The sequence below is a fragment of the Candidatus Bathyanammoxibius amoris genome, from assembly GCA_024451685.1.
GTDB classification, from domain to species: domain Bacteria; phylum Planctomycetota; class Brocadiia; order Brocadiales; family Bathyanammoxibiaceae; genus Bathyanammoxibius; species Bathyanammoxibius amoris.
In genome coordinates this window covers 1-15,031 of the sequence record JAMXCW010000001.1, presented here as the reverse complement: position 1 = coordinate 15,031, position 15,031 = coordinate 1, and the positions used below count along the sequence as shown (strand labels likewise).

The window sequence follows — 15,031 nt, the reverse complement described above, 5'->3', positions numbered from 1 at the left end:
ATCTAACTATCTACCCAGGTTTGAGGTTTCTTCAATAATGCTCCCGATCCAGTTATAGATGTTGTTCTCTTTAACGGTCTGCCTCATCTTCCGCATCCTCCTGCCCTGTTCTTTCTCCGACATCTCCAGCGCCCTTTTAATGGTATCGGCCACGTCGTCAATGGCAAATGGATTTATCAGGAGCGCGTCCCGCAGCTCCACGGCGGCGCCGGTGAAGCGGCTCAGAATCAGCACGCCCTTGTTATCCTTACGGGTGGCCACAAACTCCTTGGCAACGAGGTTCATCCCGTCGTGAAGCGAGCTGACAAGACAGAAATCGGCAAGCCGGAAAAGCGCCACAATGGTCTGGCGTACGGTGTGTTCTTTTAGATATATTATCGGTTTCCACGTGTCTTTCTGGTATTTCCAGTTTATCTCCGCCACCGTATCTTCGATGTTGGCCGCCAAGCGCTTGTACGCCTCTATGTGGATACGGCTCGGCGCGCCAATCTGTATAAATACAAACCGCTTATGATACTTGGGATTGCGCTCGAGAAACTTATCCAGGGCTTGCAGTCTCTCGATTATGCCCTTGGTGTAATCTATACGGTCAACCCCTACACCGATGAGCTTTTCCTTCAGTCTCAACCTTCGTGACAGGGTCTCCATCTCCGTCTCAACCCCCTGGCTCCGGGCATACTGGCTGTATTCTTCGAAATCGAGGCTTATGGGGAAAGGTTGCACCAGTGTCTGCTCGCCGCCGCTGAAGACCGCAAAGCGTTCCCTGTCCACTCTGGCCTCCAGTTCCCTGTCAATGGTATCTAAAAAGTTATTACAGTGGCCCTGTACCTGAAACCCGATGAGGTCGTTTCCCAGCAGCCCCTTGAGGATCTCCTGCCTCCAGGGACATATACTGAAGGCCTCGGGGTTCGGCCACGGGATGTGCCAGAACTGGATTATAACCATGTTCTCCGGCCTCTTTTTTCTCAGCATCCGTGGCAGCAGCGCGAAATGGTAGTCCTGTATAAATATCTGCGCGGGCCTGTCGCCGATTTCGTCCAGTATGGTATCGGCGAATTTCAGGTTGACCTTCTTATAGTACTCCCAATCCTCCCTGTCGAAAGTCGGCCGCACGTATGCTGTGTGGCAGAGGGGCCAGAGACCCTTATTACAAAACCCGTAGTAGTATCCATATTCTTCCTTCTTCGAGAGCCATACCCTTCTGAGGGTGAAACTTGGGTTTTCCTGCGGTACCCTTAACCTGCCTTTTCTGTCCACGACTTCCCTGTCCGCCGTGCCACTGCCGTGGGCTACCCACGTCCCGCCGCACGCCTTAATCACGGGTCTCAATGCTATGGTCACACCGCCCAGGGTCTCTATACAGCGTATCTCGTCCCCGTCAAAGACGTGGGTGTACGGCTCCCGGTTCGAGACTACTATGTGGATGGAATCTTCGAGCTCGGAGGATACAAACGCGCGCAGTTCTTCTTCCGTTTTCATAACGGCCTCTATCCGTGGAATCCGGGATGTGTCCCTCTCAGACTCTGAAGGGAACGGTGACCTAGCGCAGCTTCATATACGCTTCGTATATATCGTATTCCTTGTCGGCCTCCTCTACCATACCTTTGAGTTCATAGGTATAGGCAAGGCCTTTATGGGCGTCCGGGTTGTGCGGGTCGAGCCTTGCAGCCTCTTTAAAATCGGACAAGGCCTCATCAAGCATACCCGCCGAGTTATACAAGTTGGCAATACCCAGGTGGGCGTCAGCAAGGTCAGGATCGGACTTTATCGCTTCCTCATACTCGGAGAGGGCTTCGTTAAATCTCTTTTCCTTTACGTACAGGTCTCCCAGCGCAATGTGGGCGACCGCCAGGCCGGGGTGCATGTCGAGGGCCTTTTGTATCTCCTGGACGGCCTCCTTCGTCAACCCCTTCCTTCCGTAAATGACACCCAGGTTCGCGTGGGCCAAGGCGTCTTGAGGGTTCGACTCAAGGAGTTTCATGCACTCATCTTCCGCCTTTTTGAGGACGTTCTGGGAGATGTAGGCCCTGACCAGCAGGTGGCGGGCGGGAGTAAGGTCTGGCGCTATTTGAGTGGCCTTTTCAAGCTCGGAGATGGCCTTAAAATACATCTTTTTCTTGAGGCACAACCTCCCGAGGTTCCAGTGTGGTTCGGCCAGTTGGGGGGCGAGGGCTGTGGCATGCATCGCCACCATCGCGGCATCCTCTGTCATCCCCTTCTTCTCCAGGGCCAGCGCAAGGTTGTTGTGAAACCCCGCGCCCTTTGGGACCAGCTCTACCGCCTTCTTATGCATTTCAATTGCCTCGTCTATCGTGCCGCTGTCCAGATAGATTGTCCCCAGGTTGGAATAGGCCGGGGCAAACCCCGGGTCGGCTTCCATGGCCTTCTTGAAGTATGATGTGGCCTCTTCAAGGTGCCCCAGTCTCTTGTGGATTATGCCAAGGTAGTTAAAGGCCCTGGGGGAATCAGGCTCCAGTTCAAGGGCCTTTTTCGCGGCATCCAGAGCCGTCTCATACGAACCCGTCTCACAGTCTTGCAATGCCTGGTTAAAGTAACGTTCTGCGTCTGTCTCACCCCAGGCCCTTGTGTCTGTTACGGGAGAGGATGCGGCAAGCAGGAACGTCCACGTTAGAATCAAAAGCGCGCGTTTCATAGATAGTGTATTCATATCACGAATTCTAGCAACAGCCCGGAGTTTAGACAAGGTTTTTTGCGGATTTAGCCCCAGAAAGCGATACACCGGGCATTCTGGGCGCGGCTTGATGAAGACATGAAGTGCTAAAGACTACAGACACCGGTTCGCCTGAAACCCATGAAATCCCGGATTATTGACATTCTGAGGCACCGAAGGGGGTAATGTTACGGTCACTTTTGGCAGGTTACTCTCCGAAAAACCACAACAAAAAATCCTTACTTAGAACCCTGGCACGCTGAAGGCGTTTTTCCAAACCCGCAATCCGGTCTGCCAGGAACTGTTCCAATGTAAGGAACCATTCTGATTCACCAAATTGCTTCCTAATCAGCCCCACAGCCTGTCGCACGCCCTCTTTACCGCTCAGGGCAAAACCCGCAAGGAACGGTATCCAGGTAAGGAACCATATCACCAAGCTGAGGTTTCTCAGCCCGGTCTTGCCTGTTCCCGCCGCCCCTCCAAGCACCGCCAGGGACGCATAACCGCAAATCAAGCTGCCCGCAATCAATGCTATTCCCAGCTTGAACTGAGGGGAAAATATCCGTCTTTTTTTATCCAATCCCGCACCCACCTCCATGGCCCGCACGATTCTGCAAGCAAACAAACAGGTATAGGTCTATTGTTACACTACTTACACATCGACACAAATAATACCATAAACGTTCATAACAGCGGAAGGGTTTTTCTTTATGCAGGCGTGCTCTTCTGATAAAATGTCGCTATAATGTCTTTTTTTGTTATTAATATATCTTCGCTGCTCCTCGTGGTCGTCCTCTTATCGACATGCCCCCAGGCCGAAGGTGGCTGCCGGATACTCGGGCATGACATCGCGGTGGATTTGGACCTGGAGTCGCACAGCCTCCGTGCCACCGACACGCTGAGTCTCCGGTTGGACAAGGGTGACGGCGAAGATGGCCCACGGAATGAGACACTTATCTTTCTTTTGAATAGACACCTCCATGTAGACTCCGTAAATATGGGTTCTAAGGCGCTTAAGTGGAAACGGTTAACTCGCGACAAGACAGTAGGGGAGAACGGACCGGCCGGTTCAGGCCAGTTAGAGATTTATCTTCCGGTTTCGCCAAACGGTAATGACATATCTCTCAAAATTTCATATCACGGCGTTTTATATACGCCTCTGGATTCGGACAGCGTCGTCTACGCCACCATTACGCCTGAGTTTGTATATCTGACCCCCGTGGCACATTGGTATCCGGACCTCCCGGGCGTTAGTCTGGCTACCTTCAGGGTAGAGGCAAGGGTTCCCTCCGGGTATGAGGTCATAACTCACGGGCGGCTGCTTGACATGAGAGAAGAGAACAGTACAACACTGTTCGTGTGGGAAGCCAATTACATCTCTGATAGCTGCTTCCTGCTGGCGGCCAAATATGAGACCACTCATGACGTCTATAACGATATAGACATATACACGTACTTTTTCCCCGAGGAACAGGAGTTATCTGAAAGTTATATTGAGGCCACAAAACGTTATCTGAGAATATATGAGGAGATGTTTGGTCCCTACCCGTTCAGCAGGTTTACGGTGGTGGAAAACCTGTTTCCGACGGGTTACGGTATGCCCTCTTACACCCTTTTGGGAAGGGCCGCCCTGAAACTGCCGTTTATAGTGCACATTTCGCTGGGGCATGAGGTCGCGCATAACTGGTGGGGAAATTCCGTGTTTACGGACCCTGACCATGGGAACTGGTGCGAGGGCCTGACAACCTACGTGGCAGACTATCATTACAAGAAATTGATAAGCCCCGCCTCCGCCATGGAGTACCGCAGGGACATATTAAGGACGTACGCCAACCACATGTACGATGACATGGATTTTTCCCTGGAGGGCTTCACCGAGGGCGGCGTTCCGCGTACGGAAAAGGCCGTCAGGTCCGTACTCTACGGCAAGTGCGCCATGGTATTCCACCTGCTCAATGAATTATTGGGCCAGGAGACCTTTTCCAAGGCCCTTAAGACCGTATATAAAGAGAGGAAGTGGAAGCAGACCTCGTGGGAGGACTTCCAAAACGTCTTTGAAGAGGTTTCCGGCAAGGACTTAGGCTGGTTTTTCAGGCAGTGGGTATACGAGAAGGGCGCGCCCCTGCTGGAAGTGAAAAGTGCGGCGGTGGAGGAAACGGGTAAGGAGGGCCCGTACACCGTGGACATTGTACTATCCCAAAAGCCACCTGCATACCGGCTGCTCGTGCCAATTGTTCTGGTTACCGAAGACGGCGAAGAGCATGCGCGTCAGCTTGAGATGCACTCGCCCCGGCAGAGCTACAAACTATCATCCAGGTCAAGACCCAGGGCCATATACATAGACCCGGACTTCGACATATTCCGTCGTCTGCTTCCGGAAGAAACGCCCCCTACCATTGACAAGGTGCTTGGAGACAGGAGAATGCTGGTCGTTTACCCGACAAAGGGTGGCAGCCGCCTTATCGAGGAGTACAAGGCCATGTCGCAACACCTCAAGCACCACGCGGAAATCAAGCCGGATACAGAAATAAGCGAAGAGGACCTCTCCAGAAAACTTTTTTTGCTGGGTAGCCCTGACAACAACCTTGTGGTAAAAAGATTGCAGGAGGGCGTTTCGCCCGCATTGAAGTTCGAGAATGGGTCCTTCGTCCTGAATGGGACAAGATATGACAAAGAAGATGCCTCGCTGTCTTACTGTTTTCCCAATCCCAACAAGAAGGGTTCTGCGATATGCCTCTTTTTCGGCCTTAGCCCGGAGGCCGTCCGCACGGCCGGGCACAAGTTGAGCCACTATGGCAGATACAGTTACGTTTTATTTGATGACGGCAAAAGTATAGACAAGGGTGTCTTCCCCAAGCCTGTGGACCCCCTGTCTATTGTCTTTTAAATGATTGGAGATACCGATGCGAATGGTTCTTACGTGTGTAACAGTACTCGTGGTCATTTCATCCGGGACGTTCCTTGTCGCGGACGACAAGCAGAACGTGCCAGCCAGGAACATGTCTTCTGTCGAAATCCAGACACATTTTACACAGGCCCATAACTTTGCAGAATACGGCGCGTACCGGGACGCCATCCGCGAATACAAGATAGTCATCGCGGCGGCACCCAACCTTGCCGAGGCCCACTTCGAACTCGGCCTTGTCTACGTAAACACAGGCAGGCTTGACGATGCGATACGCGAATTCGAGAAGACTCTGGAGCTGAACCCTAACCACACAAGGACACCCTACGAACTTGCGCTGGCCTACTACGATAAGGACATGTCAGACGAGGGTATAGCATTATGTCAAAAATACCTGACGGGCCACGAAGACAGAGGGAATCTCTACTCCCTCCTGGGCGTGTTCTACATAAAAAAAGGTGACACGGACAAGGCCATCATTGAGTTCAAGAATCAGATAAAGGCCGGCCATCACCCTGAAATGGGCTATCTGAACCTGGGAATGGCCCTCGTCAAAAAAGGCAACTATGACGAAGCCATCGAGGCCTTCAAGGAGTCTATCACCCTGAACGCCCGTAATCCCAGGGTCCATTACCAGTTGGCGAACGCGTACGAACAGAAGGGGATGAAAGACGAGGCAGAGAAGGAAATGACTGAACAGAAAAAACTTATGCGCCGGTAGGCATGCGATAAACCCGGAAGGGCGGCACAAAGGCCTTTGTGCCGCCCTTCCGCTCTCTTGCCGGAACTACTGTTTAGTTGGTGTGGCTTTGCCCGCCTCTTTCTGCTTTATCTTCCAGCCCAGAAGCAGGTCGGTATACTCCCCGTGTTTCCAAAAATTTTCCGCCTGGTGTTCTATACCCAGTTCCTTCTCTATGGCCGCAAACCTCCTCAACCGGCTTGCCTCCGCCTTTATCTGGGTCAGCAAGCGGTCCTGCTTAAAGGCCCCGAGCCCGTAGGTGGCATTGTACCAGGCAAAGTGGGCCATCGCCTTGTACACGGCGTTGGTAACATATACGAGGAGCTCAAAGTTCATCCTCTCTATGTCCGAGGTGTTGTGCATGCGGAGTTCTCCCCCAGGATAGTAACTGAAGGTGAAGTGTCCCGTCCAGTCAGGGGCCAGGTCGGCCGGCATGGGGTCTAAAAGCCCCTGCTCATACAGGCTGGCCACTATACCCACGGCCTCACGATACTTGGTAAAGCTGACCTTAACGGCCTCATCCACTGCCTCCATCTGGTCTCGTGCAAACCTCGGGGAGTGACATCCCGCGCACAGCTTGATCCATCCGTCACGTTTGGCCGTGTACTGAGGGGCACCCCTGTCAACCAGCGCTGTACCCATGTTGGAATGTATGGTGGACGCCTTCATCACGTTGTGGTCTCCCCCCTGCATGTGGCAGTAGGCACAGCTCGGCGACTGGTAGTTCTCGGGTTTCATGGGCTTACTCCAGTCCCACTTGGAGCCGTTCGCCTGGTACAGCATTCCATGATACGACTGGTTGTACATCTCGTACTCATAGTGGTCGAGCCCAGTGTGGCATACACCGCAGTTGTTCGGCTTTCGCGCCTCGGCCGCCGAGAATTCGTGCCTGGTGTGACAACCGTCACACCTGTTCTCTACGATGGCGTGACAGGTGGCACACGCGGAGACCTCCTCTGCCGGTTTCTCTATCTGCCAGGAGGCCTCAAGCACGCCCACGCTGTATGCATGCGCGTGTGAGCCTACCTCGCCCGCCCTGTGCCCCACCATCTGATCATTGTGACACTTGCCGCAGGTGTTATAGTCGGGCATCGTGAGCTTCTGGTGGTCGTTACCGTGACATTTATCACAGCCCACCTCCGCTTTTCCAAATCCAGGGAAGGCATGCTTGCTGCGCTTCCACAGGGCTACTACGCCGGGCGTCTGTATGGTGTGGCACACGATACATTCGTCGTTCTTAAACTGCCCCTTGACAGGACTGCCGGGGTGATACTCCTCACTATTATAGTAATGGGCCGGGTCGTACCACCGTATAAGCGGTAAGAAGTTGAATAGTTTTCCGTATTTCCCGTATGCCGGGAACAATTTCTCCGGGCCGGTATACGTGGCCGTAAGACCGCCCATGGGGAATACCCTGCCGCAGTCGTCTGGCCCGAGCGCCTCTTCTCTAAGCTTGGCAAAGAATTCTTGAGTATTCACGCTGGACTCACCCGCAGCCGCTTTCTCATCCTTGCCCCAGAACGCAAGCGCGGTGTCTTCACTCGCCGCCACGTAGAGGCACAACCCTAAAAACATCAAAACGGCGAGGCTTAAGAAATACCTTGGCTCTCTCAACCTGTGCATACCTGTTACCTCCTTAAATTTACCCCGTTAGCATGTCATTCATTAACATAGAATACCCATGCAAATAACATACCTCGGTAGAAAAACCATTGTATATAACATCCGGTCTCTTCCAGAGTTATCGTCCGCGGAAATCCCGCCTCCAGGTAAAGACGGCCAAGCCGGCGCTTGTTTCAGGGAAGACACGTTCCACCTCAGGCGTGAAAGGTAAAATCTCCACTCTTGCCACCTGATTTTTTCACGAGATGAACGTCGCCTATGACCATGGCCCTGTCCGCGGACTTGCACATGTCGTATATGGTAAGGGCCGAGACGCTGGCGGCAACCAGGGCCTCCATCTCAACGCCCGTGCGCGCCCTCACCCGCACCTCTGAATGTATCTCAACCGTGTCAGCTCCATTATTCGTGTAGTCTATCTTAACGGAGTTAAGCTCCAGCGGGTGGCACATGGGTATGAGTTCACCCGTCCGCTTTGCCGCCATTATGCCCGCCACCCTCGCCACCTCAAGCACGTCTCCCTTGGCCGCCTTTTTGTCCAGTATCAGCCTGAGGGTTTCGGGACGCATGGTAACGCTGGCGTGGGCGGTGGCCACACGGTCCGTGACCTCCTTTTTCGACACGTCTACCATCCTGGACGCCCCCGATTCGTCAAAATGGGTGAGTTCGGACATAACATCTCCAACCGCGAATTTTTTCTCCGTCAGCACGTCCTCGTGCCTTAAAGACAATCCAAGACCTAACTAATCTATCATTTGTGTATTTTGGGGTCAAGAAAAAGCGTGGTGGGACAGGTTACTCATGAAGTTCCTCTTCAAAGGCGGTTACTATCTCTCCTGCCAATTCTTCCAGGGTCTTCCGTGAGGTGTCTACCTTGTGGTCGGCGGCCTTGCCGTAATATTTCCTGCGGTACTTGAGCAGATGGACGATTTCATCATGGAGGTCCCTGTCGGTGAGCCGCGGGCGCTGGCTGCGGGTCTTAACGTCTGACTTGAGGCGTTCGTATATGGTGTCGGCATCGGCCTCAAGGAGGATTACCATACCGCCCGTCTTCATATTCTTTACATTCTTCTTGCTGAGAACCGCGCCGCCGCCTGCGGCGATGACCTTGTGCTCCATCCCGCACAACTCGGCGATTACCGATTCTTCTATCCGCCTGAACCCCTTCTCTCCGTCCTCGTCAAATATACTAAATATGCCCCTGCCCGTCTTCTCCTCAAGATAGTCATCGGCGTCTATGAACTCCCAGCCCAGTTGCCCCGCGGCCAGTTTCCCCAGGACTGTCTTGCCCGTGCCTCTAAAACCGATAAGTATCAGGTTCATCTCTCCACCCTATTAAACCGCCCGGATAAGCCCGGAAGATAGCACCATCCATTTAAATTGTAAGACCGCAGCAAGCACAAAGACAAAGAAAAAAGAGAAAAATATTATACGACAGGGATACGTCATCCGCCCCGTGTTGAAGACCCCCCGCATATCTGGGGCGGGCGAATGCCCCTGCGGCCCTACGGTGAGTACCTCGCAAGGATAAACGCCGCCACAACGGCCATAGATATCCCAACGCCCTGCATCAGGTTCACCCTGGCCTCAAAAAAGAGCCACATCCACAATACCGTAAGGGCCGGGCTGAGGGCGATAAGCGGCACTATGATCTCAGGTCTCCCTCCCTCCTTAAACGCGTAGATTATGGCCAGCGTACCCAGCGCTGCAAATAACCCGGCACCGAAGGCGACCACATCCGCCCTGGTGGAAGGGGTCGTGGTCCCGTAGGCCATTATCAACGGTAGGGGCAAGAGTATTACCAGAAACCCCGCCGCCTCAAAGAGCAAGACACGCAGAGGGTTGCCCAGGGCCTGTGTGGAGTAGTTTATCATTGGCGACCACGCACTCCAGAACACAAGCGTCAGTACTGAATAAATGAACCAAGTTTTCATGATTGTCCGCCCGCAACAAGGTTAGATTTACTTACCAGCCGACGTCGGCCACGCCTGCTATGAGATTTTTTTCCGCATACACAATAATCCACACTTCGTATGCGAAAATCAAGCTATATTAATATCCTTTTATCCTTGACTGGCAGCCGTCTTTTCGTAGAAAATCAGAAACACCAGGAGGCTGTAGTGGCCGGGCCTTCGGCCTTGAGGGCCTCAGCCCGAAGGCTTGCTCAACATTCGTAGGGGCGACTCTTGCGGTCGCCCAAACAGGGCAAGTGCAAGACCTGCCCCTACTCTGCCGCTACGTTATGTATCCGCAGTGGTTATTTCATCTCGGGCAGATGAACGGCCATACTATTAGGGAACGAAGACATGGAAGTATATCTAGTCAGACACGCTGAGGCCAAAAGGCCGGAGGAAGACCCCGGACAGCCCTTGTCCGAACGCGGCAGGGAGGCTGCCTCGAAGGTGGCCGGTCTTCTGAAAGGTCTCGACATCAAGGTCAAGGTCATCAAACACAGCGGCAAGCTGCGGGCAGAAGAGACGGCGCGGGAACTGTCAAAGGCGGTTACGTCTTCCGACGGGTTGGAGAAGACCGAAGGTCTCGCGCCCAATGACGACATCGTTCCGATGAAGACGCTGCTTGAGAAGACGGGCGGGAACGTTATGATAGTCGGCCACCTGCCCTATTTAAGCAGGCTGGCGTCAAGCCTCCTGGGCACAGACCCGGACAAAAATATTGTGAATTTCCAGACAGCCAGCATTATACGGCTCGACCGTGACCACTCCCCGGGCAGCTGGCGCATCAGATGGATGCTCACCCCGGATATCACTGAGACTTAATGACAGGATCTGTACTATGCGCTTGACCGGAAATGGCGCGGGCTGTATAAAAGGATATCATCTCGGATGCGCCCGTAGCTCAGTAGGATAGAGCGACAGTTTCCTAAACTGTAGGCCACAGGTTCGAATCCTGTCGGGCGTACCATTTTACGCACTCTCCACCTCGGAATAGATTTTGGAGGGGTATCCAACGGCTGCGGAGATTAAATTCCATTTCCCCCCGGCCCTCGCATCACACACCGTAGCCCTACCTGCCGGCGGACGGGTTTAGTGTTTCCCCGCTGTATTATCCCACTACTTTATAAGACTCAACCACCCTTGCATATCGGACACAGCCCCAAAAACTTCAGCGCCACCACTCCTAAAATTATTACAACAAGAACAATTGCAGCTTTCTTCCACACGATGTCTCTCCTTTCTTTTAGCCCGTCTTGCTAAAGAACTGAATTCCTTAAATAAGTGTGCTTCTCAGGTGGGGAATCTACTACCAGCCGGTGAGATTGTCAAGCCCGATAACATAATGAGGTTTTAAATACAGAACGCCCCGGGATACCATTAAAAAAGGGCCATGGAGAGTGCTCCTCTCCATAACCCCTCTGCAGAATCAAACGTACGAGACCAAAAGGCGGCCCGGCTTTAAAGAAACTGTATAAACAACTTCAGACCCCTTATCGCCCCCCTCGCTGTATTTCCTTTGCGGCGAAGTCTCCCGCCCTGTCAGTATAAACTCACGTCCGGTCCATACATTATAATTATTCGTCTGAGCGAAGAAGAATATTATAATTTACGTATTACCGTACAGTACAGGCTATACCTTGACTACCTTTGTGGCCTTGGGCCCTTTATCACCTTCGTCTGATTCAAATTCCACCTTGTCACCCTCGGACAGGGACCTGAACCCCTCTACCTGAATAACGCTCTGGTGAACAAACACGTCCTTGCCGCCGTCGTCCGGGGCTATAAAACCAAATCCCTTAGTGTCATTAAACCATTTTACTGTTCCTGTAGCCAAATCATCATCTCCTTTACTATTTCCAAAAACATCTAAGTCAAAAAAAAACCATAAAAGCCAGAGTACTGTCCGGCCTTTATGGTAACTCACACGACAATACTGCGACGTCGAAAGACTATATCAGAAATATTAGATTATACAACAAAATATTTAACTGTTTTTTTCTGTTTTTAAACGCGCCCCGGTTGTGGATAAAACCCCGCGTTTCCCCAACACGGGCCCGTGCCGCACCCTCAAGATGTTCCGTTAAGCGAGAGTTTAAAGTCCAGCTTGACCTGCAGGTTGGGCTTCAACTTTACGTCTTCCGTCTCAACTACCGCCCCTTCCTCATTATCAAAGGCCTCATGCCATACACACACCCTGTAGTCCCCCGGCGGGATACCGGAGATTTCAAACGTCCCATCTTCACCTGTAAGGCAGTAATACGGGCTGTCCATCACAACAATCCAAGCGCTCATCCACCCGTGTCTGTCACAGCGCATCTTTATCCTCTCTTCACGGCCGAAGGTCTTGACGGGAGGCACACCCCGGCTCGGGATGCTTACATTAAAGGTCGAATTCCTCACGGGATACGCGTGGACATTATGCGCCATCGGGTCCCTGTTCCTTATCTCCAGGGTGCTGTTGACCGGTATCATCTGAATGTGGGGTATGAATTCGCAGGCCTCCTGGTTCAGAACAAAGTGCCACTTGTCATTAAATTTCTTGCCCCTAGTTACATTTTCTATATACACTACGACATTCTTTATACCCCTGGTCTTCTCATCAATAATGAGCCTGTTAGAGGGCCTTGAATTTGTTCCGCATACGTGCAGGTCCTTATCCAGCACAAGCATCTCCCGCTTCGGTATATCTCCGGTAAATTTCACGCTGCCTGTAATGCTGCACCCGTCGCCGACCTCTATTACCTCATATTCGGCCAGTGCGCCGGACGTAAGGCTGAGAACCAAAAACGCCTGGACCAGCACCACCAGAAACATACTAAACCTGTTAGCCATATCACACCTCCCCCTTTTACTATAACCGACACTAGTTCCTCTAGACCTCTATTGTTATCTAGATTATATTTTTATTCCCGGACAAAGTCGATATGAATTTGTGTGGTGCCGGCGGTGCGGGGGGGGTGGAGGAACCGGGTCTTTTTGTGTATGTGGGCGGGAGTCAGCCTGTTTTTTTCTTCTTTAAAACACCGGCCTCCATATCAAGGAGCCTCTTTTTCAGGGATACACCTCCCCTGCCTGAGTATCCCACAAGCTTGCCTGTTGAGCCAACGACTCTGTGGCAGGGTATAACGGGTGGAACCGGGTTGCTGCCACAGGCCCTGCCAACGGCCCTGGCTGCGCCCGGCCTGCCTATCGACCGGGCCAGTTGCCCGTAGGAACGCGTCCGTCCATAGGGTATCCTGCGTATACCACTCCAGACCGCCCGCTCAAAGGCTGTGGCTGCGCTCAGGTCAAGGCGTACACCCGCAAATGCTTCCCTCTTGCCGTCAAAGTATCGCCGCAGGACGGCTTTAACCGCCGCGTGGGGGCCGTCATCTCTCACCGCCTCGGCACGGAAACGGCATTTCAAATCCTTCAAGAATGATTTTTCACTGACCCCGGGGAAATCTATTCTCAGGAGACCCTTCGGGCCCCAGGCAAGGTGTACGACACCCCCGGTGGTGGGAAAACTCGTATAGAAAAGGCCTTTCACCTGAACCGTTATCCTCCGGGTCTCTTCTTGTTGACAGTCAGCTTCACTGCCTGGTAGGCCCCGATACCGATGGCGGAAAGGAAGAGGAACGTCAGGAGCATGCAGGCGGCCAGGTTCACTATCCCCCAGAACACCTCAATCCTGCCATTGAACCACCGGGTGCCCCAAAAGCCCAGGTACTTGCCGATGAAAAAAGACGTCACCGCCAGAACTATAATCCCCGGGATAAGATACTTCAGGTCGCCCCTCTGGGGTGCCATAGATACGGTAAATATAATGGTAGCTATCATGAAACCTATCCAGCGCGGGTCCTCGAAATCGGCGCCGTTCCACAGTCCAAACAGGGTTATCTTAATCGCGTCAATGGTATCCTTGGAAAACGCAAAGAACCCGTCCGCCGTGAATTTTATGTCCTTCGGCAACGCGGTCTTTACCTCCACCGGGTCGTTGAGCAGGTAGGAGATGGCTATAAGTACGGCGGCGCAGCCCGCGATGGGGGCAAAAACGATAAGGAAATCACCAATGACAGGTATCTTGGGGCGGTCGTACTTTATGTCCGTATCCTCCAGTCTGAGGATGTTGAACTCTGTTATCGTAGCGCCCGTTGCAAGGCACATGACGGCGTGACTGCACTGGTGGACGATTGTGCCGGGATAGAGGAATACGTTGAGGACCCGTTCTTTGGCGTATTTGGACCACAAGACTTTTATGCCAAAGCTGAGAAAGATAATCAATATAAGCCAGATGGCCAGGGCAATGTAGATAGCTCTTGCCTCCTGAAAAAGGATCTACATACCCCTCACCTCGGCCCTAGATTATCCAAAGATAACCCGTGTTGTCAAGCCGTTTTGCCTATATATATATTTAGGCACGTAAGACGCGTCCAGACGCACCGTTTCTCCCGTAGCCATATTATTGTAGCGGTCGAGCTTGCTCGACATTAAATCCGCCTGATGTTGGGAAGGAATTGTAGCGTGGTAGCTTGCTGTCACGTTCAACGTCGGAGCAAGCTCCGACGCTACATCTTACTATTAGATTCTTCGCTCAAAAAACTCAGAATGACAAAATTACTTTTGACCTCACAAAGTGTACTAACCCCTGTACGGTGCGTCCAAACGCACCATATCTCCAACTCCTTTAAGAATTACCACAAATCAAAACGGCAGTTCCCGCTGACCGCCGGGGGCGGGTTCTTCCGAAAGGCCCAGCATCTCTCTCAACCTCAAGGCGTTACGCACGGCGGAGCCTGCGTGGCAGTTGTTGAAAAAAACGAAGGTGGTCCGGGTTAGGGACTCAACCTCATGGATGGGCCCCAAAAACTCCTGGAGTTCGGCCTCGCCGTACAGATAGTCATATCTCACCGAGGTGGGGACGTTGAACCACCGCGGGTTTCTGCCGTGCAGGCGAAAATACCCCACCGCAGAGGTCGCCCTGGGGTTAAAGGGCATCAGACTCGGCAGCCTGGGTTCGTCCACCACACAGTAGCCAAGCCCGTTTTCCCTGAGAAGGTCAAGGGTGGCGTCATTATGCCACGCGCGGTTCCTGAACTCCACCACCACGGGCATACCCCCAAGCCTCTTACTAAAGGTCTTCAGGTAGTCGTGCGTAACCC

At 52.7% G+C, this 15,031-nt stretch carries 15 protein-coding genes and 1 tRNA gene; 4 read left to right on the top strand and 12 right to left on the bottom strand.

Going from position 1 to position 15,031, the window contains the following annotated elements; genetic code table 11:
• Positions 1-6: 6 nt before the first annotated feature.
• The 3 genes from NOU37_00080 to NOU37_00070 form a co-directional block, all read right to left on the bottom strand.
• Positions 7-1,479, bottom strand: coding sequence for a trehalose-6-phosphate synthase (locus NOU37_00080; protein ID MCQ4573638.1), 1,473 nt, complete (start codon positions 1,477-1,479; stop codon positions 7-9).
• Between the two features lie 61 nt (positions 1,480-1,540).
• The gene (locus NOU37_00075) at positions 1,541-2,668 is read right to left on the bottom strand and encodes a tetratricopeptide repeat protein (GenBank protein ID MCQ4573637.1); all 1,128 of its coding nucleotides are present in this window, start codon (positions 2,666-2,668) and stop codon (positions 1,541-1,543) included.
• A 211-nt stretch (positions 2,669-2,879) separates the two neighbouring features.
• Positions 2,880-3,251 carry a hypothetical protein gene (locus NOU37_00070; protein ID MCQ4573636.1) on the bottom strand — a complete coding sequence of 124 codons (372 nt, stop codon included), beginning with the start codon at positions 3,249-3,251 and terminating at the stop codon, positions 2,880-2,882.
• Between the two features lie 165 nt (positions 3,252-3,416).
• Between NOU37_00070 and NOU37_00065 the strand changes: the two genes are divergently transcribed.
• Together NOU37_00065 and NOU37_00060 are read left to right on the top strand one after the other, a co-directional pair.
• Positions 3,417-5,558, top strand: coding sequence for a hypothetical protein (locus NOU37_00065; GenBank protein ID MCQ4573635.1), 2,142 nt, complete (start codon positions 3,417-3,419; stop codon positions 5,556-5,558).
• A 16-nt stretch (positions 5,559-5,574) separates the two neighbouring features.
• Positions 5,575-6,297 carry a tetratricopeptide repeat protein gene (locus NOU37_00060; protein MCQ4573634.1) on the top strand — a complete coding sequence of 241 codons (723 nt, stop codon included), beginning with the start codon at positions 5,575-5,577 and terminating at the stop codon, positions 6,295-6,297.
• 66 nt (positions 6,298-6,363) lie between these two features.
• On the opposite strand, the gene NOU37_00055 is transcribed toward NOU37_00060, so the two are convergent.
• From NOU37_00055 to NOU37_00040, 4 genes are all read right to left on the bottom strand, one after another.
• Positions 6,364-7,938, bottom strand: a complete 1,575-nt coding sequence (locus NOU37_00055; GenBank protein ID MCQ4573633.1) for a hydroxylamine oxidoreductase — start codon at positions 7,936-7,938, stop codon at positions 6,364-6,366.
• 194 nt (positions 7,939-8,132) lie between these two features.
• Positions 8,133-8,609, bottom strand: a complete 477-nt coding sequence (gene moaC, locus NOU37_00050) for a cyclic pyranopterin monophosphate synthase MoaC (GenBank protein ID MCQ4573632.1) — start codon at positions 8,607-8,609, stop codon at positions 8,133-8,135.
• A 121-nt stretch (positions 8,610-8,730) separates the two neighbouring features.
• The gene (locus NOU37_00045; GenBank protein ID MCQ4573631.1) at positions 8,731-9,258 is read right to left on the bottom strand and encodes a shikimate kinase; all 528 of its coding nucleotides are present in this window, start codon (positions 9,256-9,258) and stop codon (positions 8,731-8,733) included.
• A 182-nt stretch (positions 9,259-9,440) separates the two neighbouring features.
• On the bottom strand, positions 9,441-9,869 hold the full coding sequence (locus tag NOU37_00040; GenBank protein ID MCQ4573630.1) for an EamA family transporter: 429 nt from the start codon (positions 9,867-9,869) through the stop codon (positions 9,441-9,443).
• Positions 9,870-10,241: 372 nt separating this feature from the next.
• On the opposite strand from NOU37_00040, the gene sixA reads away from it, so the two are divergent.
• Positions 10,242-10,712: a phosphohistidine phosphatase SixA gene (gene sixA, locus NOU37_00035; GenBank protein MCQ4573629.1), complete on the top strand. Its 471-nt coding sequence runs from the start codon at positions 10,242-10,244 to the stop codon at positions 10,710-10,712.
• 68 nt (positions 10,713-10,780) lie between these two features.
• Positions 10,781-10,857: transfer RNA gene (locus NOU37_00030), tRNA-Arg, on the top strand.
• A 663-nt stretch (positions 10,858-11,520) separates the two neighbouring features.
• Here NOU37_00030 and NOU37_00025 read toward each other — a convergent pair.
• The 5 genes from NOU37_00025 to NOU37_00005 form a co-directional block, all read right to left on the bottom strand.
• Entirely contained in the window at positions 11,521-11,724 is a 204-nt protein-coding gene (locus tag NOU37_00025; GenBank protein ID MCQ4573628.1) for a cold-shock protein, read from the bottom strand.
• A 233-nt stretch (positions 11,725-11,957) separates the two neighbouring features.
• Positions 11,958-12,722, bottom strand: a complete 765-nt coding sequence (locus tag NOU37_00020) for a carboxypeptidase regulatory-like domain-containing protein (GenBank protein ID MCQ4573627.1) — start codon at positions 12,720-12,722, stop codon at positions 11,958-11,960.
• 163 nt (positions 12,723-12,885) lie between these two features.
• Positions 12,886-13,419, bottom strand: coding sequence for a methylated-DNA--[protein]-cysteine S-methyltransferase (locus tag NOU37_00015; protein ID MCQ4573626.1), 534 nt, complete (start codon positions 13,417-13,419; stop codon positions 12,886-12,888).
• 8 nt (positions 13,420-13,427) lie between these two features.
• On the bottom strand, positions 13,428-14,120 hold the full coding sequence (locus tag NOU37_00010; GenBank protein MCQ4573625.1) for a hypothetical protein: 693 nt from the start codon (positions 14,118-14,120) through the stop codon (positions 13,428-13,430).
• A 453-nt stretch (positions 14,121-14,573) separates the two neighbouring features.
• Positions 14,574-15,031: DUF72 domain-containing protein (locus NOU37_00005; GenBank protein MCQ4573624.1), on the bottom strand; the 458-nt coding region annotated here is incomplete at its 5' end.